Annotated in this window: 19 protein-coding genes and 2 pseudogenes; 3 read left to right on the top strand and 18 right to left on the bottom strand. The window is 63.2% G+C overall.

Going from position 1 to position 23921, the window contains the following annotated elements; translation table 11 throughout:
- Nucleotides 1–2: 2 nt before the first annotated feature.
- The 6 genes from M1B35_RS06875 to M1B35_RS06850 all read right to left on the bottom strand — a co-directional run bounded on the left by M1B35_RS06875 (nt 3) and on the right by M1B35_RS06850 (nt 8254).
- Nucleotides 3–1325 carry a beta-galactosidase gene (locus M1B35_RS06875; protein WP_268261570.1) on the bottom strand — a complete coding sequence of 441 codons (1323 nt, stop codon included), beginning with the start codon at nt 1323–1325 and terminating at the stop codon, nt 3–5.
- Nucleotides 1315–2505 (bottom strand): glycosyltransferase, encoded by a 1191-nt coding sequence (locus M1B35_RS06870; protein ID WP_268261569.1) that lies wholly within the window; start codon nt 2503–2505, stop codon nt 1315–1317. The genes M1B35_RS06875 and M1B35_RS06870 overlap by 11 nt, the downstream gene beginning before the upstream one ends.
- Nucleotides 2505–4499, bottom strand: a complete 1995-nt coding sequence (locus M1B35_RS06865) for a GumC family protein (protein ID WP_268261568.1) — start codon at nt 4497–4499, stop codon at nt 2505–2507. The genes M1B35_RS06870 and M1B35_RS06865 overlap by 1 nt, the downstream gene beginning before the upstream one ends.
- A gap of 18 nt (nt 4500–4517) precedes the next feature.
- Entirely contained in the window at nt 4518–5294 is a 777-nt protein-coding gene (locus M1B35_RS06860; protein WP_268261567.1) for a polysaccharide biosynthesis/export family protein, read from the bottom strand.
- Between the two features lie 68 nt (nt 5295–5362).
- A complete protein-coding gene (locus tag M1B35_RS06855; protein ID WP_268261566.1) occupies nt 5363–6817 on the bottom strand; it encodes a mannose-1-phosphate guanylyltransferase/mannose-6-phosphate isomerase in 1455 nt (484 codons plus the stop codon).
- The gene (locus tag M1B35_RS06850) at nt 6818–8254 is read right to left on the bottom strand and encodes an undecaprenyl-phosphate glucose phosphotransferase (protein ID WP_123328190.1); all 1437 of its coding nucleotides are present in this window, start codon (nt 8252–8254) and stop codon (nt 6818–6820) included. It lies immediately after the preceding gene.
- Nucleotides 8255–8701: 447 nt separating this feature from the next.
- Here M1B35_RS06850 and yegS point away from each other — a divergent pair, with 447 nt between their 5' ends.
- Nucleotides 8702–9607 (top strand): lipid kinase YegS, encoded by a 906-nt coding sequence (gene yegS / locus M1B35_RS06845; RefSeq protein ID WP_123328189.1) that lies wholly within the window; start codon nt 8702–8704, stop codon nt 9605–9607.
- On the opposite strand, the gene M1B35_RS06840 is transcribed toward yegS, so the two are convergent.
- The 3 genes from M1B35_RS06840 to M1B35_RS06830 form a co-directional block, all read right to left on the bottom strand.
- A complete protein-coding gene (locus M1B35_RS06840) occupies nt 9604–10263 on the bottom strand; it encodes a response regulator (RefSeq protein WP_123328188.1) in 660 nt (219 codons plus the stop codon). The genes yegS and M1B35_RS06840 overlap by 4 nt on opposite strands.
- The gene (locus M1B35_RS06835) at nt 10260–11153 is read right to left on the bottom strand and encodes a sensor histidine kinase (protein ID WP_123328187.1); all 894 of its coding nucleotides are present in this window, start codon (nt 11151–11153) and stop codon (nt 10260–10262) included. The genes M1B35_RS06840 and M1B35_RS06835 overlap by 4 nt, the downstream gene beginning before the upstream one ends.
- A gap of 531 nt (nt 11154–11684) precedes the next feature.
- Complete coding sequence (locus M1B35_RS06830; protein WP_268261565.1) at nt 11685–12134, bottom strand: hypothetical protein; 450 nt, start codon at nt 12132–12134, stop codon at nt 11685–11687.
- Nucleotides 12135–12689: 555 nt separating this feature from the next.
- Here M1B35_RS06830 and M1B35_RS06825 point away from each other — a divergent pair.
- Entirely contained in the window at nt 12690–13625 is a 936-nt protein-coding gene (locus tag M1B35_RS06825; protein ID WP_123328185.1) for a chemotaxis protein CheV, read from the top strand.
- Between the two features lie 104 nt (nt 13626–13729).
- Nucleotides 13730–14533 carry an MOSC domain-containing protein gene (locus tag M1B35_RS06820; RefSeq protein ID WP_268261564.1) on the top strand — a complete coding sequence of 268 codons (804 nt, stop codon included), beginning with the start codon at nt 13730–13732 and terminating at the stop codon, nt 14531–14533.
- 83 nt (nt 14534–14616) lie between these two features.
- On the opposite strand, the gene ppnP is transcribed toward M1B35_RS06820, so the two are convergent.
- From ppnP to M1B35_RS06780, 9 genes and pseudogenes are all read right to left on the bottom strand, one after another.
- Nucleotides 14617–14901, bottom strand: coding sequence for a pyrimidine/purine nucleoside phosphorylase (gene ppnP / locus M1B35_RS06815; RefSeq protein WP_003226701.1), 285 nt, complete (start codon nt 14899–14901; stop codon nt 14617–14619).
- A gap of 80 nt (nt 14902–14981) precedes the next feature.
- Complete coding sequence (locus tag M1B35_RS06810; RefSeq protein WP_268261563.1) at nt 14982–15524, bottom strand: 3'-5' exonuclease; 543 nt, start codon at nt 15522–15524, stop codon at nt 14982–14984.
- Nucleotides 15525–15594: 70 nt separating this feature from the next.
- Entirely contained in the window at nt 15595–15786 is a 192-nt protein-coding gene (locus tag M1B35_RS32525; protein WP_482827995.1) for a biotin/lipoyl-containing protein, read from the bottom strand.
- Between the two features lie 92 nt (nt 15787–15878).
- Nucleotides 15879–17555 (bottom strand): annotated as a pseudogene (locus tag M1B35_RS06805) (acetyl-CoA carboxylase biotin carboxylase subunit); the annotation flags it as partial.
- Between the two features lie 78 nt (nt 17556–17633).
- Nucleotides 17634–18431 carry an enoyl-CoA hydratase/isomerase family protein gene (locus tag M1B35_RS06800; protein ID WP_268261562.1) on the bottom strand — a complete coding sequence of 266 codons (798 nt, stop codon included), beginning with the start codon at nt 18429–18431 and terminating at the stop codon, nt 17634–17636.
- Entirely contained in the window at nt 18428–19585 is a 1158-nt protein-coding gene (gene atuD, locus M1B35_RS06795) for a citronellyl-CoA dehydrogenase (protein ID WP_123328180.1), read from the bottom strand. Before atuD ends, M1B35_RS06800 begins: the two co-directional genes overlap by 4 nt.
- A gap of 35 nt (nt 19586–19620) precedes the next feature.
- On the bottom strand, nt 19621–21237 hold the full coding sequence (gene atuC, locus M1B35_RS06790) for a geranyl-CoA carboxylase subunit beta (RefSeq protein WP_268261561.1): 1617 nt from the start codon (nt 21235–21237) through the stop codon (nt 19621–19623).
- Nucleotides 21238–21240: 3 nt separating this feature from the next.
- Nucleotides 21241–22110 carry an SDR family oxidoreductase gene (locus M1B35_RS06785; protein WP_123328178.1) on the bottom strand — a complete coding sequence of 290 codons (870 nt, stop codon included), beginning with the start codon at nt 22108–22110 and terminating at the stop codon, nt 21241–21243.
- 12 nt (nt 22111–22122) lie between these two features.
- A pseudogene (locus M1B35_RS06780) lies at nt 22123–23909 on the bottom strand (acyclic terpene utilization AtuA family protein).
- Nucleotides 23910–23921: the final 12 nt, after the last annotated feature.

The raw sequence follows: 23921 nt of genomic DNA, 5'->3' as shown, positions 1-23921 counted from the left end.
CGTTACCACACCAAGAGTTGCAAGCTGGTTTTCAGCGGCACTCGCACCCCTTGCCCATCGGCAAGAGGCGTCTGGGTGCCGGCCAGAGGGTCGAACAAGGTGGCGTTGTGCACCGAAGGCACGTGCAGGCTGGTGCCGCTGGCACTCCATAGCATCCACACGTGGGAGCCGTCGGGACGGGTCCAGGCAATGCTGTAGAGGTCACTTGGGGCATCGTTCAGGGCCGGTGGGTCGGCCGGTTCCAGGCGCGGGCCGGTGGTTTCGAGGAAGCGTTTGAGGGCCGTGTACACCGGCTTGGGTTCGCCGTTCAGGTCCAGCAAGCCGTAGGACTGGTCACGGTTGCTGGCACGGGCATCCAGGTCACTGAGGTTGAACAGGAAGATCCGCTGATAATCCATGCTGGCCATCAGGGCCAGGCGGCGCAGGGTGTAGTCGGCCTGGCCGTCGACGCCGATCATGGCCTGCATTTCCCGGGCGCCGCTGGTGTAGCTTGACCACCCCCATTCGGTGGCCCAGACCTGTTTCACACCATGGCCGTGCAGGGCGTCGTTGAGGAAGTTGCCCTGCACCAGAAAGTCCCGGGCGTCGGGGTCGTCACCCTCGGGGTGCTCCGAATACGGGTGATAGGCAGCGATCAGATCCTGCTGACCCAAGCCTTGTTGCAGCAGGTTTTCCAGCATCAGGCCCGGGGTGTTGCGCATCTGGCTGTAGTAGGCCATGCCGGCGGTGGCCACCGGTTTACCGGGGATGGCGCTGCGGATCGCCTGGGCGGTGGTGTTCAACAATTGGCCGTAGGCAAGCGGGTCTTCCTTGGGGCGCCAGACGATGTTCGGCTCGTTCCACACCTGCCAGGTGTTCACCTGTGGATAACGCTGGGCCAGCATCGCCATGCGCTGGGCGAAGACATTGGCGTCCTTGGGCGGGTACTGATCGGTATTGCTGGCGCCCGCTGGGGCCGAGGTGGCAAAGGGCGCCGAACCTACCAGGTACGCCAAGGTGTTGTAGCGATGGTCTTTGATGGCATTCATCGCGCCATCCAGGCTGTCGAGTTGATAATGGCCCTGGTCCGGCTCGATCATCGCCCAGTGGATCGTCAGGCGTACCCAGTTCAGGCCCAGATCGTCGAGGCGGCTCATCTGCTTTTGGTAGGTGCCTGGGTTGAAGTACTGGAACTGCGCGTTGACCCCGAGAAAATCCTTCCACTGCACCGCCCGAGGCGCCCGCAACGGGCTCTGGGCTTCGGCTGTTCCGGACCAGGGCAGGCTGCTGATGGCGAACGCCAGCACCAGCAGCGCTGGCAGCCAGATCACCGGTTTACGCCACATGGCCGGGGCCTCCGCAGGCGTCCTGGAACACCTGGATAAAACGTTCGGCGGTGTGCTGCCACACCCGCTGGGCGCCGATCATGCTGGCGTGTTCGGCCCAGCGCACAGCCAGTTCCGGGGTGGCGCACAGGTGGCTGATCTCTGCCGCCAGGGCCGCGACGTTGCCTTGGGGGAAGATCACGCCGTTGTCCTGGGCCACCTCTTCGGCGAAGGAGCGGGCATCGGACGTGATCGCCCCACGCCCGCAAGCCACGGCCCAGGACAAGGCGCCGCTGGTGCCGCGCAGTTGGCCGAGTAACTTGAGTTTGCTCGATTCCCTGTACGGCAAGACCATCACATGGTGGGCCTGGATTACCCGCGGGATGTCGGCGGCCGGCAGGTCCAGTCGCCAGTCGATGCTGTCTTGCAGGTTCAGGCGCTGGATGTGTTGACGCAGTTGATCGAGGTAGCTGCCACTGCTGCCGAAGGCCATTTCCGGCTCGCTGCCTCCGGCCAGGGTCAGGCGCAGGCGGTTGCGCAAGTCGGGTTGTTGGGCAAAGGTCATGGCCAAGGCGTCCAGCAGGTCCTCTATGCCCTTGCCGCGGTAGATAAAGCCGAAGTACAGCAGGCGTATAGGGTTCAGTGGTGGCAGGGGCTGTGGTTCGATCACCAGGTTGCCGTGGGGGATCACCACCATCTGCTCGGCTCGCAGGCCCATGCGTTGGCGCAGGCTGTGGCCGCCGGCTTGGGTCAGGGTGATCAGCCGGGTCAGGCTACGGGCCAGTTGCTTTTCTTCATGCAGGCAAAGCGGGTCGGCGAGTACCGTGGCGATCTGCGGCAGGGGCGAAGGCCAGCGGCTGGCCAGGGACAGCGGCCAGGGCAGCGTGGCCCGGCGCCAGACCAGGCGTTCCGGGTCATGCACGGTGGCAGTCAGGGGCAGGTTTGGAAAACGCTGGCGCAAGGCCCGCAAGGCATGGAATTCCGCCAGGCGTCCGCCACCGATTTCGGCATGCACCAGGTCGATGCCTTGCCAGTCGAATTCGGCCACCTGTTGCAGCGCCCGGGGCAGCAGGTTGCCAGACCCGGCCAGGGGAGTGCTGACGCGCACACCATGGCTTTCCAGGGCAGCCTTCAGATGCCCGGCATAGTCGGCGATGCCGTTCTGTTCCGGCGGCAAGGGGGCCAGCAGGGCAATGTGCATCAGCCGTGGCTCCTGAATCGTGCCATGACGTTCAGCACCTTCTCGGGAATGCCGAAGCGCCGGCGATTGATGATGATGCCGTCGACCCGCTTGAAAGCGGTGTTGAGAATCGACAGGGCATTTTGCAGCACCGGCACCGTGGTGGTTTCGGCCTCGACGATCAGGGCGATCAGGTCCGCTTCACGCAGGGTGACGAAGGCCTCTTGATTGGAGAAGAAGCCCGAGGCCTCCAGCAGCAGGATTTCCCCCGGGGCTGCTGGAGGGGCGCCATTGACCCGCACGGTGTGCCCGCGCTCCTGCAGCAGGTTGCGCAGGTGCTCGGTGACGAAGGTCACCCCTTCGCCCTTGCGCGCCGAGGTCAGGCCGATGGCCAAGCCGCGTTCGGCCACCTGTTCCAGAGGCAGGATCCCGTACAGCCGGTAGAGGCTGGCGATGAAGGCGCTGTTGCGTTGTGGCAGGTGGCTGTCGAGGTCTTGCAGGCTGCTCCAGACCTTGACCCCAAAGCGTTCTTCGATCTGGTCGCCATCGTGGATGCGCTGGTCCAGCAGGTAGAAGAAATACAGCGCCATCAGGCCCACCGCCAGGCTCAGGGGCAGGGCCAGGAACAGCATGGCCAGGCTTTTGGGGAAGACGCGGCTGGGCTTGAACGTGGCTTCTTCAATCACCGCGATGTTGCTGATCTGGCTCTGGTCGAGCTCACGGTCGATGCGGGCTTTTTCAGTGCTGTCGCTGTACAGGGCGAAGCTCTTTTCCGCGGCATCCAGTTCACGCTGCAGGCGCGCCAGTTCGGGCTCGATGGCCAGGGCCTGGCGTCGATCTTCTTCAAGTTTGGCCAGCTGGGTTTCCTGCTGGGCCGCTTGAGTCTTCAGGCGGCTGAGGCTGGCCTGCTGGTCGGCGAAGCTGTTTTGCAGGCGGGTGTACACCGGGTTGGGGGCGAGGTTTTCGCTGCGTTGCACCGTGGCGTTTTCGGCCTTGAGCAGGGCTTGCAGGTTGGCGATCGCGGTGTCCATGGCGCGCACGGGCGGTGCCCCTTCCTTGAAGGTGCGGAGCATCTCTTGGCGCTCGATCTGCTTGGCGTTGATGCGCTGCGACAGGTCCTGGCGATCCGGGTTGAGGCTCATCTGCCGGCCGATGCTGATTTCTTTTTTCATGCTGTTGAGCTGGGCCTGGATGGTGTCCAGGCCGCTCTGGGTCGAGGCCACGGCGCGGGTGGTGTTGAGGTGCTCGCCGCGCAGGTTGTTGAGGTTGCGGGAAATGTCATTCAAGCGCTCGGCAATGCTCACCGCACCCAGGCGATTGAGGTAGTCGGCTATCTGCTGTTTGTAGCCCAGGATGCGGGCATTGGTGGCGGTGCTTTCGCCTTCATAGAAGGCGTACAGGCTTTTTCGCCCCAGGGTCTGGGTGCGCTCCTGCTGGTACAGCTCGACCCAACTCTTGACCACGGCCTGGGCCACGGCGGGGTTGTTCCAGGAAAAGCTGATTTCCATCACCGAGGAGCCGGGGGCGTGGGTCACGCTGAAGCTCTTGAGCAGGCGTTCGGTGAGGCGGTCGACCGGGGATTGTTTTTCCACCAGGCCAAGCAATTGCAGGAAGCTGCGAATGCCTTCGACCATGCCTTCCAGTGCGCTTTTCACCGCGTTTTTCACGCTGGCCAGAAAGCCCTGCTGTTCCGGCTGGCGGGACAGGTCGGCGAGGTACTTCTCCGCCACCTTGCGGGCGATCGGCGCGCCGCTGAGCATGCGCTCCTCGTCGATGATCGGGTCACGCTGGGCGCTGGGAATAACCACCGCCTGGCGATCGGCAATCTCGATCGGCAAAGTGCTGGTGTCACGTCCGGGCTTGACCAGCAACAGCGCCGTGGACTCGAAGCGATTGGGCAGCAGGAAGGCCCCCAGCAGGATGATGATGAAGGTCACCAGCACGGTGAGTTTCACTTCGCGCTTGAAGATGAAGAACAAACGCAGCAAATCGCGGAAGGAACGGATATTGATCATCTGGGCTGTCCTTGGCGATCAGTTGTTGTTATTGCGGTTCAGTTCGTAACTCGCGCCGATACCGATCGACTTGGTGAACGGGATCAGTTGGTTGAGGTACAGGTCGACCCATTCGATGCCGTTACCCACGCTGGACTTGGGCACGAACACCACATCGCCCCGTTGCAACAGCACCGGCGCGGCACCGGCGGTGCCAGCGATCATGAAGTTGCGATAGTCGAAGAAGTAGGTCTTGTAGCGACCGTCCTGCTCCTGGCGCAGCAGGGCGATATTGCGGCTGTCGGCTACTGGCAGGATGCCGCCGGCGCCGATGATCGCTTGCTCCACCGTGGTCGCCACCGTGACCGGCAGTGACGCCGGGTTACGTACGAAGCCACCGATAAACACGGTGTTGCTCGGGGTCTGGGAGATGTTCACGGTCAGGGCCGAGTCCTGATAGATGTCCTTCAGCTTGGCTTCCAGCACCTGGGTCAACTGGTCCGGCGTCAGCCCGGCGGCCTTGATCCGGCCCACGTAGGGATAGGCAAAAGTGCCGTCGTTGAGCACGACGAACAGGGTCAGTTCGTAGATCGAGTTGGCGGTGAAGGCCGAGATCGACGGCGCTTCACCGGTGTTGCGCACGATACGCAAGGTGTCGCCGGCGCGGATCCGCTCCGGCGGCAGGGGCTTGCCGGCCAGGGCCAGCCCTGCCTCATGGCCAGCCTTGAGTTCCTCGCTTTGGGGCAGTTCAACCTTGGCGGGAATGCTGCAGGCGCAGAGCAGCAGAGCGCTGATAATCAGCAGGCATTTTTTCATTGCGGGTTCTTCCTGGCGTCCATGGTTACAGCTCCCTGTCGGGTTGCAGGTCAAGCCTGGTGCCTGTTTCAGCTCGTTGAGGTGGCGGGAACCCGCCCGTAAATATCGGTGAAGCGCACGATGTCGTCTTCGCCCAGGTACTCCCCGCTCTGCACTTCAATCATCACCAGGTCGATCACCCCGGGATTGACCAAACGATGGGTGCGGCCGGGTTTGATAAAGGTCGATTCATTGGTGTTGAGCAGGAATTCATCCTCGCCATTGGTGACCCTGGCCATGCCGCTGACCACGATCCAGTGCTCGCTGCGATGGTGGTGCATCTGCAGCGACAGCGAGGCCTCGGGGCGCACCACGATGCGCTTGATCTTGAAGCGCGAACCCTCTTCCAGAACCGTGTAGGTGCCCCAGGGCCGGGTGACCGTGCGGTGCAATTTGTAGGCGTCGTGCCCCAGGCGTTTGAGCTCCTGGGCGATCAGCTTGACGTCCTGGCTGCGCTTGCCATCGGCAATCAGCAGGGCATCGGGGGTGTCGATGATGATCAGGTTGTCCAGGCCCACGCCGCCCACCAGGCGTTTGCGCGAATCGATGTAGCAGTTGGTCACGTCGTACAACACGGTCTCGCCATTGCACTGGTTGCCCTGGGCATCCGCTGGGCTCAGCTCACGCACCGCCTGCCAGGATCCGATGTCGCTCCAGCCCAGTTGGCAGGGCACCACCGCGACTTTTTTCGAGCGCTCCATCACTGCGTAGTCGATGGAGATATCCGGCACCCGGGCAAAGCTGTCGCTGTCGAGTTCCAGTTGCAGTTCGTGGTTGCCTTCACGGCGATGACTGAGGTCCAGGCACGCCTCGACCGCGCTCACCACGTCGGGGGCGTGCTCGCGCAATTCCTGGAGGATGCTGTCGGCACGCATGCAGAACATGCCGGCGTTCCACAGGTGCAGGCCGCCATCGACATAGCCCTGGGCCGTGGCCGCATCGGGTTTTTCGACAAAGCGTTTTATCTGGAAGCTGTCGCTGTTCAGGGCCTGGCCCTTTTCGATATAGCCGAACCCGGTTTCGGCCTTGTCCGGCACCAGGCCGAAGGTCACCAGCCAGCCTTGTTCGGCCAGTTGCCGGGCACTGTGCACGGCTTCGGTAAAGGCGCCGAGGTCCTTGATCAGGTGGTCGGCGGGCAGCACCAGCAGCTGCGCGTCCTCACCGTACAGGCGGCTGACGTGCAGCGCCGCAGCGGCAATCGCCGGGGCGGTGTTGCGGCCGAACGGTTCGAGGATGAAGTCCAGGTCCAGCTTGCGACGATTCAGCAGGCGGTAGTCATCCACGGTGCGGAAGAACACCTCGCGGTTGGTCACCGTCAACAGGCGCGTCACATCGTCCAGGCCGCTGGCGCGCACGAAGGTCTTCTGCAACAGGCTCTCGCCATCGGGCAAGCGCATGAAGGGTTTGGGCATCGCCTCCCGGGATACGGGCCACAGGCGGGTGCCGGCGCCGCCGGCGATGATGCAGGGAATGAGAGTGCTCATTCAGAAGGCCTCGCGAGTCATGATCACGGATGGAACGGTGCGGAAGAGGATGTACAAGTCAAACCAGACCGACCAGTTTTCGATGTATTCCAAGTCGAATTCGACACGCTTCTCGATTTTTTCCAGGGTGTCGGTTTCGCCACGATAACCGTTGATTTGCGCCAGCCCGGTAATGCCCGGCTTGACCCGGTGGCGCGAGGTGTATTCCTTCACTGCCTCCTCGAAAAGAATGCCAGCGGCCTTGGTGGCGGTGGCGTGTGGGCGCGGCCCGACCATGGACATGCTGCCGCCGAGCACGTTGAGCAGTTGCGGCAGCTCATCGAGGCTGGTCTTGCGAATGAAGCGTCCGACCCGGGTGATGCGCGGGTCGCCCCGGGTGGTTTGCTGCTCGGCATTGGCGTCTGCCAAGTGCTGGTGCATGGAGCGGAATTTGTAGACCTTGATCAGCCGGTTGTTGTAGCCATAACGCTTCTGCTTGAACAGTACCGGACCTTTGGAGTCGAGCTTGATGGCCAGCGCCACCGCGAGCATGACTGGGGACAGCAACACCAGGGCCAGGGTCGACAGGAGCATGTCTTCAGCGCGCTTGAAGAACGGCGACCAGCCGCGCAACGGCACTTCCGAGGCATTGAACATCGGTAGGCTGGCCACTTCGGTGATGCGGTTGTGGGCATGCCGAAAGGCGACCATGTCCGGCACCAGCAGCACGTTGACCGGCAACCGGCGCAACTCACGAATCACATAGGCCATGCGGTTTTCCGCGGACCAGGGCAGGGCCACCAACACCTGGGTGACCTGGCCCTCGCGGATCAGTTTTTCCAGGTCGCTGGAGTTGCCCAGCAGTGGCAGGTTGCACAGGGTTTTGGGCAGGCGGCCGATGCGGTCGTCGATAAAGCCGATCACGCCGGAGCGGATGTCCTGGTGCTGGGCCAGGTATTCGGCCAGGCGCTGGCCGTTCTCGGTGGCGCCGAGGATCACCGCGTTTTGCAGGAACACTCCGCGTTGCATCAGTTGCTGGAACAGGGTCAGGAGAATCAGGCGTTCGATGCCGAACAGCACCAGGCTGCCGCAGAACCAGATCAACAATTCGCTGTTGCTGAAGTCATCGAACATCTGCATGGCGCGGTGCATGAACATCAGCACGCAGAAGGAAGAGGCCCAGGCAAAGAGGGTCAGTTGGAAGCGCAGCCGGTTGCTGAAAATGCTTTCGGCGTAGACCCCCAGCGCCTGGAAAATCATCACGCTGATGACCCCGAAAAACAGCAGGACGGTCAGGTCATTCTTGATTTGCGCGTGGTTTGGATCGGGGACCAGCATCATCAACAGCAACCCCGGGAGGATCGCCGTAACGCCGTGGACCAGGCGGATACCTAACAGAAAGTACTCGACCATGCTCGGCCGGGTAAGTAACAAACTATCGACTGGTTGCAACCGCATAAGATCAATTCCCTCGACCCTTGGCGACAGGCTCGGCTGAAAACACCTTCAGCCAGAGCGTCAAAAAACGACTTGTCACGCCTGACCATCCCTGATGTTTCTACGATAGCTTTGACGCGGCCAATATGGGACCCGTGAATGTTAAGAGACCCGTGTTCTTGACGAGTTCAGTTGAATTTCTGGCGTAGTGCCGCGCGCCGATATCGACCACTCGTCATCTCAGGAACTTCGGCTCAGTAAAGCCCATGAAACACTGACTGGCGAATAGAAAGCAGGCTAAGGGGTCAGAAAAATTTCAGATGCCTGTAATCGTTGGGCCAAGTGCCCGTGCGCTCGGGATGCACTCGTACCCAGGCGAAAAAATATCTTCGGCGGCACCGACTTTTTTGTTTGCGGCTTGGGTCAACATCCTTCAAGCATCTTTTTGAATCCTGGGAGTCGTGATCCATGAGCGAGCGTAAGGCACTGTTGATTTTGCATGGCAAGCAGGCCCTCAACGACGACGTGCGCCAGGCCGTGGAAGCCAAGCGCGCGGCGGGCTGGGAGTTGGCGGTGCGCGTGACCTGGGAGGCGGGCGATGCCCGGCGACTGGTCCAGGAAGCCCTGGCCGCCGGCTACCCGCAGCTGATCGCGGGCGGCGGTGACGGTACCTTGCGTGACATTGCCGAGGCCCTGGCCGAGGAGCAAGGTGACGCCAGCCTGGTGCTCTTACCCTTGGGCACCGCCAACGACTTTGCCCGGGCCGCCGGCGTGTCGCTGGAGCCTGCGGTTGCCCTCGACCTGTTGGATGTGCCCGCGCGGGCCATCGACCTCGGCGAAGTCGGCGGCCAGGTGTTCCTGAACATGGCGACGGGTGGGTTCGGCAGCCAGGTTACGGCTAACACCTCGGAGGACTTGAAAAAGGTCCTCGGTGGCGCGGCGTACCTGTTCACCGGGTTGTCGCGTTTCGGCGAACTGCACGCGGCCTCTGCCGAGTTGCAGGGGCCGGATTTTCACTGGAGCGGCGAGCTGCTGGCCCTGGGGATCGGCAATGGCCGGCAAGCCGGCGGCGGGCATGTGCTATGCCCCCAGGCCCTGGCGGATGACGGACTGCTGGACGTGAGTATTTTGCCGGCGCCCCAGGAAGTGGTCGGCACCCTGAAAGAGCTGATGACCGATGGTTGGGGGCTGGACAGCATGTTTGTCCGGGCGCGCTTGCCGTGGGTCGAGATCAAGGCGTCCCAGGGCTTGTCCATCAACCTCGATGGCGAGCCCCTGGAGGGCAACGACCTGCGTTTTGTCGCTCGGCCCCAGGCGTTGCGCGTGCATTTGCCGGCGGACTCGCCACTGCTGGGCGCCGTGGAGCAGGGTTAGTCGTCGAGGCTGATGATCTGTTCGCGCACGGCAAACAGCACCAGCCCGGCGACGTCATAGATCTGCAGGCGTTTCATGATTTGCGAACGGTGGGTTTCCACGGTCTTGATGCTCAGGCCCAGGCCTTGGGCGATCTCTCGGGTGGATTTGCCGCGCACGATCAGGCGCAGGATTTCCAGCTGGCGCGCCGTCAGGTTGTGCACCAGCGTGGGCTCGGGCTGGTTCTTCTGGGTGCGGGTCAGCGCCTGGTCGATCACCGTGTGGGCGATCGCCGGGCTCAGGTAACGCTCGCCGTTGCGCAGTGCTTCCAGGGCGTGTTCGAGTTCGGTGGCGGTGGTGTCCTTGAGCAGGTAGCCATGGGCGCCGGACTCCAGGGCCTGCATGATCAGCGCCGGGTCGGTGTGCATCGAGAGGATCAGCACCTTGCTCAGGGGGCGTGCCGCCTTGAGTCGTTGCAGGGCCTCCAGGCCACCGATGTTCTTCATCGAGATGTCCAGCAGGACGATGTCCGGGCGCAGTTGTTCGACCATCTCCAGCAACTGATTGCCGTCGTTGGCCTCGCCGATCACGGCATAGCCGGGAATGTCCGTTACCAGGGCACGTACGCCGGCCCGAATCAGAGAGTGGTCATCCACCAGAAGTAAATTACAGGTCAATGTAGAACCTTATCGGTACTGGCCCGTTCAAGGGCGCGGGGGCTCCAGGGGAAAAGTGCTTCGATCAGTGTGCCTTGCTCGGGCTGGCTGGTGACGCTCAGGGTGCCTCCCAGTTGCGCCACGCGTTCCGCCATCCCGGCCATGCCGCGCTGCCCTTGGGCGCCCGGGTTGGTGGCGGGGGAGAAGCCTTGGCCGTCATCGCTGATCAGCAGCGACAGCCCTTCGGGCAAACGCTGCAGGCGTACCAGCAGGTTCGTCGCCCGGGAATGCCGGAGGATATTGGTCACCGCTTCCTGGGTGATCCTGAAGGCGGCCACGGCCATCTCTTCCGGGATCCCCGCCAGGTGCTGTCGGCACTCCAGGCTCCAGTGCACCGAGGTGTTTTCCAGGGTCTTGAGTAAATGGGCGCGCAAGCTGGCTTCCAGTCCCAGGCTGCTCAGTTGCCGCGGATTGAGGATCGCCGAGACGTCGCGCACTTTGGCCAGGGTTTCGTCGAGGGTGTTGCCCAGGCTCGCACAATGCCCTTGCAGGTCATCGGGCAGGCGGCGCTTGAGCCACTCGTTCTGGAGCTTGGCGGCCGTCAGAAGTTGGCCGATATCGTCGTGCAGTTCACGGCTGAGGCGATGACGTTCGTTTTCCTGGACTTGCAGCAGGCGGTCGGCGAGTTCCTGGGGCTGGAACTTGATCGACTTGCGCCAGTAGTCGTACTGGATCCACAGGCAAGCCAGGGTGGCGATGTTCAACAGCAGCAACGCCAGGGACAGGGGGCGCTCCAGGTAAAAAATCAACAAATTGCCAAGGGTCGAGCACACCCCCAGCAACAGGCAGAGCCAGTGCAGGTTTTTGCGCAGGAGTGGCCAACAGATAACGGACTTGAGGCTGGCGTACATAACGGATGGAGCCAATGAATGTTCGCTGCGGTAAGGCCACCTGGGAAACTGACGGGGCCCTGTTTAAAAACGATACGGTTTTATTAAACGATGTTAATTGACGTTGTTCTAAATGTTTCGAGCATGTTAGGCAGTGACTCAAGAGCCTGAGTCAATGTGCCACTAATTGTGTTGGTTAGTGGCCGGCATACTATCACTCTTGGTTACCCTCGGTCGCGTGTCCGGGCATCGGTATATATGTCCGGCAGGTCAGGATTACGGGCTTTAGGTACGTGAGTGCCAGCTCTTGCTATTACTCCCTAGTGTATTTATCAGTCACTCTGTTTGATCGGGCTTAACAGCAAAACCGATAAGGCAGCGAAAGATCAAGTATCAGCGCTGACATCCTAGTTAAGGTCATAGTTGCTTATGTCGTTTACAGGCATGTGATGTTGAATTGCGACATATGCAATGGCGCCGTAAGTCAGAGGGTAGTGGCAGGGGGCCGCGCTGTTGTGAGTGGCTTGGCGGCATCAGGTTTCACGGTGGGGATCAGTGATTGGCGTGGGGCATGGGCAGGGCGCCGTGTTCTCCGACGTGTTCAGCCAGTGCGGCAATCAGCAGGGCCTGTTCACTGTCATCCATGTGGAGTTGGCCGTCGTGCGGATCGATCAGTTCCAGTTGCCAGGCCATCAAGGTCAGGCAGCCCTTGATCACCTCAAGTAGCCGCTCATTCAGGTCGATGGATCGCTGGGCCTGATGCAGCAATTTGTGCACATGCCGGGAGAATTCGCAGAGCGGCGCTACGCCATGGTCGGCTGCGGTTTGCGCCAGGTTCGACAGGCTGCCAAGCAAGCACTGTATGGCCTCTTCATCGTTATGGATCAGGTGCAAATGGCTCAGGCAGTCTTCCGAGCGTGCCAACAGGGTTTGCGCTTCGATGAAGAAGGTGGGTTGGGGATGAATGGGCTGCTTGCCGTCCTTGAGCATGCTTATCTCCATGACCTGATGTCCGTTGAAGGGAGAGTGCGTTGGCTGAACGGTTGTAAGGCAGAGCGTGTTGTTGGTTGGCCGATTGAAGGCAGTGCCGAGGTGTTTGCTGTGTGCACGCAGGGCTGCTCGTACCGGTCTTTATGAGGGCTGAAAGGAGTCTTCAGGCCACTGAACAAGTGGCGCAGGCGCACGGGCTCGGCAGCTCGACGAGTCGGGGTCATGCCGTATGAGTAGGCACCGAGCCAAGTTCCTGCGAGAAAAAACAAAAGCCTGACTCCATTCATGCAACTGAGAATGGCGTCACATTAATGGCTATTGGATATCGCGAATATCAGGTTGGACCTGATTGTTACTAGGGGATTCCCTTAGGCGCGGGAACCTAACGGCGAAATAAAGGTCGTGCCGCGAGGGATGGGGGGCGGGGTAGCTGCTGGGCGCAGTAAAGCATGATGTTAATGTGACATCAATGCCTTTACATGGCATTTTGTCTGGGGGTCAAGCTACGGCTTGATCGGCCGATAACTCTATTCAGTGAATTCATCAGAACAAGCCCAGGAGTCATTAATGGCCGGCATTCTCGACACGGTAGATCAACGCACCCAGCTGGTGGGTGAGAATCGCCTGGAAATCCTTATGTTCCGCCTGGCCGGGCGCCAGTTGTTCGCAATCAACGTTTTCAAGGTGCAGGAAGTCCTGCAACTGCCCAAGTTGACCCTGATGCCTCAGCGTCATCCCTTCGTCTGTGGCGTGGTCAACTTGCGCGGCCAGACCCTGCCGGTGATCGACCTGTCCCAGGCCATCGGCATGCGTCCGCTGGTACCGGGCCCCAACAGCACCATCATCGTCACCGAGTACAACCGCTCAGTGCAGGCCTTCCTGGTGGGCGGTGTCGACCGCATCGTCAACATGAACTGGGAAGCCATCATGCCGCCGCCGACCAGCGCCGGGCGCCAGCATTACCTGACGGCCATCAGCAAGGTCGACGACCAGTTGGTGGAAATCATCGACGTCGAGAAAGTCCTGGCCGAGATCGTGCCCTACAACGCCAAGGTTTCCCGCGACAAGCTGGAAGATCCGGTGCTGGAACGCGCCCGCGGCCGTGAAGTGCTGCTGGTGGACGACTCCAACGTGGCTCTCTCGCAACTGCGCGACACCCTGGGCCAGCTCGGGGTGAAGATGCACATCGCCAGCGACGGTCTCAAGGCCCTGAACATGCTCAAGGCCTGGGCCGACACCGGGGTCGACATGACCGAAAAGCTGCTGATGATCTTCACCGACGCAGAAATGCCGGAGATGGACGGTTACCGCCTGACCACCGAAATCCGCAACGACCCGCGCCTGCGTGGGCTCTATGTGGTGCTGCACACCTCGCTGTCCGGCAGCTTCAACGACTCCATGGTGAAGAAGGTCGGTTGCGACAACTTCCTCTCCAAGTTCCAGCCGGACAAACTGGTGGACGTGGTCCGCCAACGCCTGTTGCTGGATGAAGTCAGCGCCTGACCCTGGCCGGCGGACAGGCGCCCGACCTGTCCGCCTATCTGTGTCTTTTATTCGCCGGTGAGCTCGTATAGGGTGGCGTTTTTTGCCCAACCCAGGGAGCTGCCATGCGTCTGAGCGCGCTGTATCGATACCCCATGAAGTCCGCCCGGGGCGAGTCCCTGCAACAGGTCGCCCTGGACAAGCTGGGCCTGGACGGGGATCGCCGCTGGATGCTGGTGGATGAGGCCAGCGGGCGCTTTCTGACCCAGCGCGCCGAGCCGCGCATGAGCCAGCTGTCGGCCCTGTGGAATGCCCAGGGCGGTCTGACCCTGAGTGCGGCCGGGCGACCCACCCTAGACGTCGATTTGCCCGGTGCCGATGCGCCTTTGCGTGGCGTGACCATCTGGCGCGACACGTTGCGCGTGCCGGATGCCGGCGATGCGGCGGGGGCCTGGGTCAGTGACTTTATCGGCAAGCCTACGCGGTTGGTCCAGGTGCCCCTGGAGCGGGCGCGCACCACCCAGGCCGGTTATGGCAAGGACGATGATCAGGTGGCGTTTGCCGACGGCTTCCCGCTGTTGCTGATCGGTCAGGCGTCCCTTGAAGAGCTGTCCGGTCAAGTCGGGCGCCCCCTGGAGATGCTGCGCTTTCGCCCCAACCTGGTGATCGAAGGCAGTGCTGCCTATGCCGAAGACCAATGGAAGCGGGTGCGTATTGGCGACGTGGAGTTTCGCGTGGTCAAGTCGTGCTCGCGCTGCATCCTCACCACCATCGACCCGCAGACCGGCGAGCGCAGCGCTGACCGGGAGCCCCTGGCAACCCTGCAGAAATACCGGGCCCAGGAAGACGGTGCGATGTTCGGCCAGAACCTGGTGAACGATGGCCTTGGCCTGCTTGAGGTGGGCATGCCGGTGACCGTGCTCGAGTAGCACGGCTGGCCCATGACGAAAAATGCCCGTATCGCAGGATACGGGCATTTTTTTTTGGCCGGCGGGAGGAGCCTAAGGCCGACTCAGCCGCGGTACTCGCACAGGTAAGCGGTATCGACTGCGACCTTGAGCTGGAACTTGCTGTTGGCCGGGACGTTGAACTGGCTGCCGGCGGCGAAGGTTTCCCAGTCGCTGCTGTCTGGCAGCTTGACGGTCAGGGCGCCGGAGACCACGTGCATGATTTCCCGCTGTGCGGTGCCGAACTCATATTCGCCCGGAGCCATGACGCCGATGGTAGCCGGACCTTCGGCCGTGCCGAAGGCAATCGACTTGACGGTGCCGTCGAAGTACTCGTTGACTTTAAACATGGGCGATTCCTCGAAAAGGGTCAAAAAGGCTGGCCAGTATGCACAAGGGCTTCAGGTGCGTCACCTGTTGCCCGCAAGGTTCAGCCCGGAAGAATCAGCGGCAGCAGGCGCGCGGTATTTCGCGCATCTTCCAGGGCCCGGTGCTGCTGGCCATTGAAGTGCATACCGGCCAGTTGCAGGGCGCTGATCAGGCCCAGGGGGCGCTCCAGGCGACGGGCCTTGGCAAAGCGCTGTTTCAGGTTCATGTGCGGCAAGGGCTGGAGCAGGCTGGTCAATCGCAGGCGCTGCCATTCCTGGAGCAGTTGCTTGCGGTCGTAATCGCCCCAACTGGCCCAGCCTTCCAGGCGTGCCTGATGGGGGCCGAGCCAGCGCTCGAACAGCGGCCAGACCTCCGTCAGCGGCGCGGCGCTGTCGATATTGGCCTGGGTAATGTGGGTCAGTTCACGGCAGAACGGGGTCAGGGCAGGGCGCCTGAGCGGTCGCACAAAACGCTGGAAATGGTCCAGCTCGCGGCCCTCGCGGTTGACCAGGGTGGCGCCGATTTCGATGATTTCCATCTCCGTCACCGGCCAGCCCCCTTCATCCGTAGTGGCTTCCAGATCTATTACCAGCCAGTGGGGCATCGCAAATTCCAGCCTTGAACATCGTGAAGAGGCTTGAGCGTAGCCAATGCCGGCACGTCCGCCTAGATGCTTATTCCACCTCCAGCAGGATCTGTCGATTTTTTACCTGGTCGCCTTGGCTGACTTGCAGGCGTTTGATCACTCCATCGATGCCGGCCTTGAGCGGGTGCTCCATCTTCATGGCCTCCAGCACCACCAGCAACTGGCCCTTGCTTACCGCTGTGCCTTCGCTGACCAGCACCTCGACAATCGCCCCGTCCATGGGCGCCTTGAGGGTGCCGGAATGGGCGCTGGCCTGGCCGGCGCCTGGGCCTGGGTCAGGTCTTGCAGGGCCAGGCAGCCGGGCGCGGTGAACAGCCACAGGTGCTCGGCGTCCTGCAGATAGGCATGGCGACGGCGCAGGCCGTCGACTTCCAGGCTGGCCCAGCGACCGTCGGCCTCCCGCAGGACGATAGCCAACACCTGCCCCTCAACCTGAATGTGCAGCGCCCCCGACGGCTGCGGTGTGAGGGCCACGGACCAACTGTTCTCCAGCAGCCCGAGGCGGTAGTGCAAGGGCACGCTGGCCGTGCTGCGCCAACCGGCCAGGGGGCCGGCATGCGCCTGGGCGCCGTGGTGATAGAGCAGGGCAGCGGCAATCGCCAGTTGCTCGGCACTCGGCGTCTGCGGAATCAGGCTGGGGTCGTCGGCGAACTGTTCAGCGATAAAGGCAGTGCTGAAGTGGCCGCTGACAAACACCGGGTGCTTGAGCAGGTTGGTCAACAACCGCTGATTGCTGGTCACCCCCATCAACACCAAGTCTTCCACGGCCCGCAGCAGTTGGCGGCGAGCGTCTTCGCGGCTGGCGCCATGGGCGATCAGCTTGCCCAGCATCGGGTCGTAGAACGGGCTGATGCGCTGGCCTTCGAGCACGCCATGGTCGATGCGCACCGGGCTGTCCGTCGGCGGTTCCCAGCGCAGCACATGCCCGGTCTGGGGCAGAAAGCCCTGGGCCGGGTCTTCGGCGTACAGCCGCACCTCGATCGCATGGCCCCGGAGCTGCACCTGCTCCTGGCGTAACGGCAAGGGCTCGCCGGCCGCCACGAGCAGTTGCCAGGCCACAAGGTCCAGGCCGGTGACGAACTCGGTCACTGGGTGTTCCACTTGCAGCCGGGTGTTCATTTCCAGGAAATAGAAGCGGCCCCGGGCGTCCAGCAAAAACTCCACGGTGCCGGCGCCCACGTAGTTCACCGCGCGCCCGGCCTTCAGAGCGGCCTCGCCCATGGCCTGGCGCAACGCGACGGTCATCACCGGGCAGGGGGCTTCCTCGATGACTTTCTGATGGCGGCGCTGGATCGAGCAGTCCCGCTCCCCAAGGTGGACCAGATTGCCGTGGTGGTCGCCGAACACCTGGACTTCCACGTGCCGCGGTTCGATCAGCGCCTGTTCCAGAATCAGTTCGTCGCTGCCAAAGGCGTGCAGGGCTTCGGAGCGGGCGGTGCGGATCTGCTCCAGCAATTGCTCGGCGTGGTGCACCAGGCGCATGCCGCGGCCGCCGCCGCCGGCACTGGCCTTGATCATCAGCGGGTAGCCGATGCCCTCCGCCTGTTGTTGCAGCGTCGCGTCGTCTTGCTCGGCGCCCTGGTAGCCGGCAATGCAGGGCACCCCGGCGGCCAGCATCGCCACCTTCGACAGGCGCTTGCTGCCCATCAATTCGATGGCCTCGCTGCTGGGGCCGATAAAGGTCAACCCGGCGGCCTGGCAGGCCCTGGCGAACTCGGCGTTCTCCGACAGAAAGCCGTAGCCGGGGTGCAGCGCATCGGCTCCGCTGCGCCGGGCAGCGTCGAGCAGGGCGGTGGGGTTCAGGTACGACTGCTGCACCGCCGAGGGGCCGATGTGCACGGCTTCGTCGGCCATGCGCACGTGCCGGGCGTCGGCGTCGGCGTCGCTGTACACCGCCACGGTGCGATAGCCCAGGGCCTGGGCCGTGCGCTGGATGCGGCAGGCGATTTCACCACGGTTGGCGATGAGGATCTTGCTGAAGGCGGGCATAGCAGGCTCCCTGGAATCCATGGGGTTCGAACGGGTTTTAATACGGCGCAGACGTCGCTGACTGAGCGCTGGCGGGCGTCAACCGGCCCACGTCGGTGGGCGTTTTTGCGCGAACGCCAGGGTGCCCTCGGCGCCTTCCTCACCGGTCAGCGCCTGGCTGAAGGCTTCGGCAGCCTGATCCAGCAAGCCCGGCGCCAACGCTGGCGCACTGGCCAGCAGCAACGCCTTGGTCGCCGCATTGGCCCCGGGTGCACAACGCAGCACTTGGTCCAGCACCTGGTCCAGGCGTTCGGCCAGGGCCTGTGGGTCGCGCTCGACAAAATGCACCAGCCCCAGGCGCTCGGCCTCGATCCCGTCGAAGCGTGCCGCCGTCAGCGCCAGGCGCCGGGCCTGGGTCAGGCCGATGCGCTGCACGACAAAGGGCGCGATCTGCGCCGGCAGCAGGCCCAGGCTGGTTTCCGGCAAGCCGAACTGGGCCTGATGATCGGCCAGGGCAATGTCGCTGACGCAGGCCAGGCCAAAGCCGCCTCCCAATACCGCGCCTTGCAGCACGCAGATCAGCACTTGCGGGCTGTGCTGGGCCTCTTCCAGCAAGCGGCCAAAGGCCCGGTTCAACTCGCGGTAGGCCTCGGCGCCCTGGGCCCGGGCCTCGACCATGTCCTTGAGGTCGGCACCGGAGCAGAAGTGGCCGCCCGCGCCGCTCAGCACCAGGGCCCGCACGCGACGTTCCCCGCGCACTGCCGCCAGTACCGCGCGCAATTCGCTGACCATCTGCAGGCTCATGGCATTGCGGGTGTGTGGGCGATTGAGGGTGATATGCAGGACCCCGCCATGGGGCTCCAGCAACAGGGTCTGGCAAGTGGGCAGGGCGTTCATTTTTTCTTCCCCGGCAGGATGCCCATGAGCTTGCAGATGATGCCCAGCATGATCTCGTCGGCACCGCCGCCGATCGACACCAGGCGCACGTCGCGGTAGGCCCGGGCCACCGGGTTGTCCCACATGAAGCCCATGCCGCCCCAGTACTGCAGGCAACTGTCGCTGACCTCGCGGCCCAGGCGCCCGGCCTTGAGCTTGGCCATGGAGGCCAGGCGGGTCACGTCCTGGCCGCGCACATACTGTTCGGTGGCTTGATAGACCAGGGCCCGCAGGCATTCGATTTCGGTTTGCAGTTCGGCCAGGCGGAAGTGGATCACCTGGTTGTCGATCAGCGGGCTGCCGAAGGTCTGGCGCTCCTTGCAGTAGTCGATGGTGCTGTTCACGCAGTACTCCAGGCCCTTGAGCATATTGGCCGCGCCGAACAGCCGTTCCTCCTGGAACTGCAGCATCTGCATCATGAACCCCGCGCCTTCGTGGCCGATGCGGTTGCGCTGGGGCACCCGCACGTTGTCGAAGAACACCTGGGCGGTTTCCGAACTGCGCATGCCCAGCTTGTCCAGGTGCGAACTGAGGCTGATCCCCGGGGTGTTCATCGGCACCATGATCAGCGACTTGTTGATATGGGGCTTGTCGTCCGAGGTGTTGGCCAACAGGCAGATGAAATCGGCGCTGGGGGAGTTGGTGATCCACATCTTGCTGCCGTTGATCACGTAGTCGTCGCCGTCCTTGCGGGCATGGGTCTTGAGCCCGGCCACATCGGAACCGGCGCCCACTTCCGAGACGCCGATGCAGCCCACTTGTTCGCCGCTGATGGCCGGGCGCAGGAACTCGTCGCGCAACGCGTCGGAGCCAAAGCGCGCCAGGGCCGGGGTGCACATGTCGGTCTGCACGCCGATGGACATCGGGATGCCGCCGCAATGGATGGTGCCGAACTCTTCTGCGGCGACGATGGAGTAGCTGTAGTCCAGGCCCATGCCGCCGAATTTCTCCGGCTTGGAAATGCCCAGCAGCCCCAGCTCCCCGGCCTTGCGGAAAACCTCGTGGATGGGAAAGCGCCCGGCCTTTTCCCATTCATCCACATGGGGGTTGATCTCGCGGTCGACGAATTGGCGCACGGTGCGTCGCAGTGCTTCATGTTCCTGGGTAAAGATCATTTTTATGCTGCTCCTGATCGCGCTGGGCGCCCGGGTTAAAAGCGTGGCACACCGAAGCTGTTGGGCATCAATTGACGCAGTTCGGCTTCGTGGCAGATATCCAGCAGGTAGCCCAACAGGGTACGGGTCTGTCGGGGGTCGATCAGCCCGTCATCCCACAGGTTGGCGCTGGCGTACAAGGCCGTGGACTGGCTGTCGAGCTTCTGCGCGGTGACCTGTTCGAGCATGTCGAGCATTTTCGGGTCGGCCACCAGGCCGTCCTTGGCGTGCTTGGCCTCGGTGACGATGCGCAACACCTTGCCGGCCTGGGCGCCGCCCATCACCGCGGTGCGGCTGTTGGGCCAGGCGAAGATGAAGCGTGGGTCCAGGCCTCGGCCGCACATTGCATAGTTGCCGGCACCGTAGGAGCCGCCGACGACGATGGTCAGCTTGGCCACTCGGGCATTGGCCACGGCCTGGATCAGCTTGGAGCCGTGCTTGATCACCCCTTGCTGTTCCGACTCGGTGCCGACCATGAAACCGGTGGTGTTGTGGAAGAACAGCAACGGCGTGCGGCTCTGGTCGCACAACTGGATAAACTGCGCCGCCTTGCTTGCACCCTGGGGCGTGATCGGGCCGTTGTTGCCGATAAAACCGCACGGCCTGCCCTGGATCTGCAGATGGCCGCAGAGGGTCTGCGAGTCGAACTCGCCCTTGAACTCCAGGAACTGCGAGCCGTCGGCCAGGCGGGCAATGATCTCGCGAGCGTCGTAGGGTTTCTTCGTGTCGTCGGGGATCAGGCCCAGCAGTTCGTCGATGGGGTACAGCGGTTCGCGATAGGTGATCGGTGCCTGCTGGGGCAATTGGGCGTTCCACGGCAGCAGGCTGAGGATCTCGCGCACGATGCGCACACCGTCGGCGTCGTTTTCCGCCAGGTACTCCGCGGTGCCGGCCACTTGCGCGTGCATCTCGGCGCCACCCAGTTCTTCATCGGTGGCCACTTCGCCGGTGGCGGCCTTGAGCAGCGGCGGCCCGGCGAGAAACAGCTTGGCCTTGCCGCGCACCACCACTACATAATCCGATAACCCCGGCTGGTAGGCGCCGCCGGCGGTGGCCGAGCCGTGCACCACGGTGATCTGCGGCAGGCCCATGGCCGACATGCGCGCCTGGTTGGCAAAGCTGCGGGCGCCTTCGACAAAAATCTCCGCCGCATAGTTGAGGTTGGCGCCGCCGCTTTCCGCCAGGGTCACCACCGGCAGTTTGTTTTCCACGGCGATCTGTTGCAGGCGCAGGGACTTTTTCAGGCCACTGGGAGAGATGGTCCCGCCCTTGATCGCGCTGTTGTTGGCCACCACCAGCACCCGTACCCCTGACACATAACCGATGCCGGCAATCAGCCCGCCACCGGCCTGGCTGCCGTCTTTGTCGTCATGCAGTTTGTAGCCGGCCAGGCTGGCCAGTTCGAGAAACGGCGCGCCGGGGTCCAGCAGCAGATTGAGGCGCTCCCGGGGCAGCAGTTGTTCGCGTTTCTCGAACTTGGCCTTGGCTTCGGCGGCCTTGTGCAGCAGGTTTTCTTCCAGCTGGCGGATGTGATCGAGGCAGGCCAGCATCGCTGCCCGGTTCTGGGCGAACTGCGGGCTGTGGGGGTCGAGTTGGGAGGTGATTACCGGCATGGCTTACTCCTTGTCCTTGAGGACGTCCGGCAGGTAGGCACGGTGGAAGCCGTTGTAGGACTCGCTGTTGCGGGCCTTGTACAGCGGCCAGGCACGGCTGCCCAGGCTGGCGGCGCCGTCGATGCGCAAGGTGCTGCCGCTGATAAAGGCCGCCGCCGGGCTCAGCAGGAAAACAATTGCCGCGCTGACCTCCGATTCGGTGCCGATGCGCTTGAGGGGCACATGCTCGCGCAAGGTCGGGATCACCGCCTTGAACGCGCCTTCGTAGGTGTCCATGCCGCTGGACGCAATCCAGCCCGGCGCCACCGCATTGACCCGCACCCCGGCGTGCCCCCATTCGACTGCCGCGGTCTTGGTGAAGTTGTCCATACCGGCACGCGCCGCACCGGAGTGGCCCATGCCCGGCATGCCGCCCCACATGTCGGCCAGCATGTTGACGATGCTGCCGCCGTGTTGGCTCATGGATTGGTTGAAGACTTCCCGGGCCATCAGGAAACCACCCACCAGGTTGGTGCGCAGCACGGTCTCGAAGCCTTTCTGATTGATCGATGCCAGGGGCGCCGGATATTGGCCACCGGCGTTATTGACCAGGCCGTGAATCGGCCCGTGTTCGGCGATCAGTTGCGTTACCAGGGCCTTGACCGCCTCTTCATCACGAATGTCGCAGGCCTGCCAGGCCGCCTGACCGCCGTCGGCGCTGATCTCGGCGGCGACCTTTTGCAGTTTTTCCGCCTTGCGCCCCACCAGCAGCACCCGAGCGCCGAGGGCTGCCAGCTCATGGGCGGTGCAGCGGCCGATACCGCTGCCGCCACCGGTGACGATCAGGGTTTGAGCGGCGAACAGGTCGCGGCGAAAAATCGAGTCATAGACCACGGCAAGCCTCCTCTAGTTGACGGCGTCGGCGATGCTTTGCGGCACCGGGATGGGGATTTCCAGCAATTGCTGGGCGAAGGCCTTGCCTTGTGGGTCGATGCGCAGGCTGGCCACGCCGCCACCGCCCAGGGCGTTTTCCAGCAGGAAATTCAGGCTGTGGGTGCCGGGCAGGTACCAGCGCGTGACCCGGCCGTGGACCGGGTCGAGCACGTGGCTCATCCAGTCCATCAGCACCTCCGGGGTCAAGGCTTCGGCGATCCATGGCAGGTATTCGGCGGCGCGGGGCAGCACGCCGATATTGCTGTGGTTGCCCTTGTCGCCTGAGCGCGCCACCGCCAGTTTGACCAACGCCACCTGGGTGTCTGCCCGGCCTCTGGGTGTCGGTGGCAGCGGTGGCGTGGGCAGGGTGCTGCTGGGGGAGGTGCTTTCCGGCAGGGGGCAAGGGTGGCGCTGGCCATTGATGTCGAGGCTCAGCAGGCAGGCGCTTTTATCCAGCAAAAAGGAAAACAGGCGAATCAGCGGGTACACCGTCGGCCGCCCGCCGACAATCCCGGTCAGCCCCGGGGCCATGCCTGTTGCGGCTTGGGCGATCTCCCGGGAGAACAGAATCAGCGCCTGCTTGCTGGGGTGGCGCACCGCCAGTTTGATCACCACTTCGCGGCTGTCCTGGCGCTGGCCGTGGGGGCCGTAGGTGGCTTCGCTGCCCAGCAGTTCGATGTTCACTTCGGTGTAGGGCGCCCAGCCGCGCTGGCTGAACATCTCGCTGGTCTTGTCGATGATCGCCTGGCTGACCCGGCGGCCTTGGCCACGGCATCGATGCCGGCGATCAGGCAACTGGCGGTGCAACGGAACCCGTCGAGGTAGGTGGCGCTGACCTTGTACTGCGCCGTCGGCGGCAAGCCCCTGGCACCCTGGACCTGCACCCGGTCCGGGCCTTGTTGTTGCAGCTGCACCTGGCTGAAATCGCAGATCACATCGGGCAACTGATAGGCCTGGGGATCGCCAATCTCATACAGCAATTGTTCACCCACGGTCAGCGGCGTCACCAGGCCGCCGGTGCCTTCGACCTTGCTGACGACGAACTGGCCGTCGGCGCTGACTTCAACGATGGGGAAACCGATGTGTTCGTAGTCCGGCACGGCGCGCCAGTCGGTGAAGTTGCCACCGGTGCATTGCGCGCCGCATTCGATGATGTGCCCGGCGAGGGCGGCCTGGGCCAGTTTGTCGTGGTCTTGCCAGCACCAGCCGAACTCGTGCACCAGGGCACCACTGACCACGGCGCTGTCCACTACCCGCCCGGTGATGACGATGTCCGCCCCCAGGCGCAGCGCTTCGACAATCCCCGGTGCCCCCAGGTAGGCGTTGCTGGAGACGCACATCGACGGCAGGGGCGCGCCGCTGAACATTTCCCTGATGCCGGCCTGGCTCAGTTGCGGCAGTTGCGGTTGCACGTCGTCCCCCAGCAGCACCGCAATCTTCAAGGTGATACCGGCGCGGTCGCAGGCCGCTTGCAGGGCGGCAGCGCAGGCCAGGGGGTTGACCCCGCCGGCGTTGCTGATGACCCGTATGCGCTGCTCGGCGATGGAGCCCAGCAGGGGCGCCAGCACTTCGATGAAATCCGTGGCGTAACCGGCGCCTGGGTCCTTCATTCGAGCTCCGGCCATGATCGACAGGGTGATCTCGGCGAGGTAGTCGAACACCAGGTAATCCAGATGGCCACCGTTTACCAGTTGTGCGGCGGCGCTGGAGGTGTCGCCCCAGAAGGCGCTGGCGCAGCCGATGCGTAGAGTCTTGGTCATGGCAGGGCTCTC

This window comes from Pseudomonas morbosilactucae (assembly GCF_023241665.1).
GTDB lineage: Bacteria > Pseudomonadota > Gammaproteobacteria > Pseudomonadales > Pseudomonadaceae > Aquipseudomonas > Aquipseudomonas morbosilactucae.
Note: the sequence above shows the minus strand (reverse complement) of the source record. Positions and strands in the feature narration are given on the sequence as shown.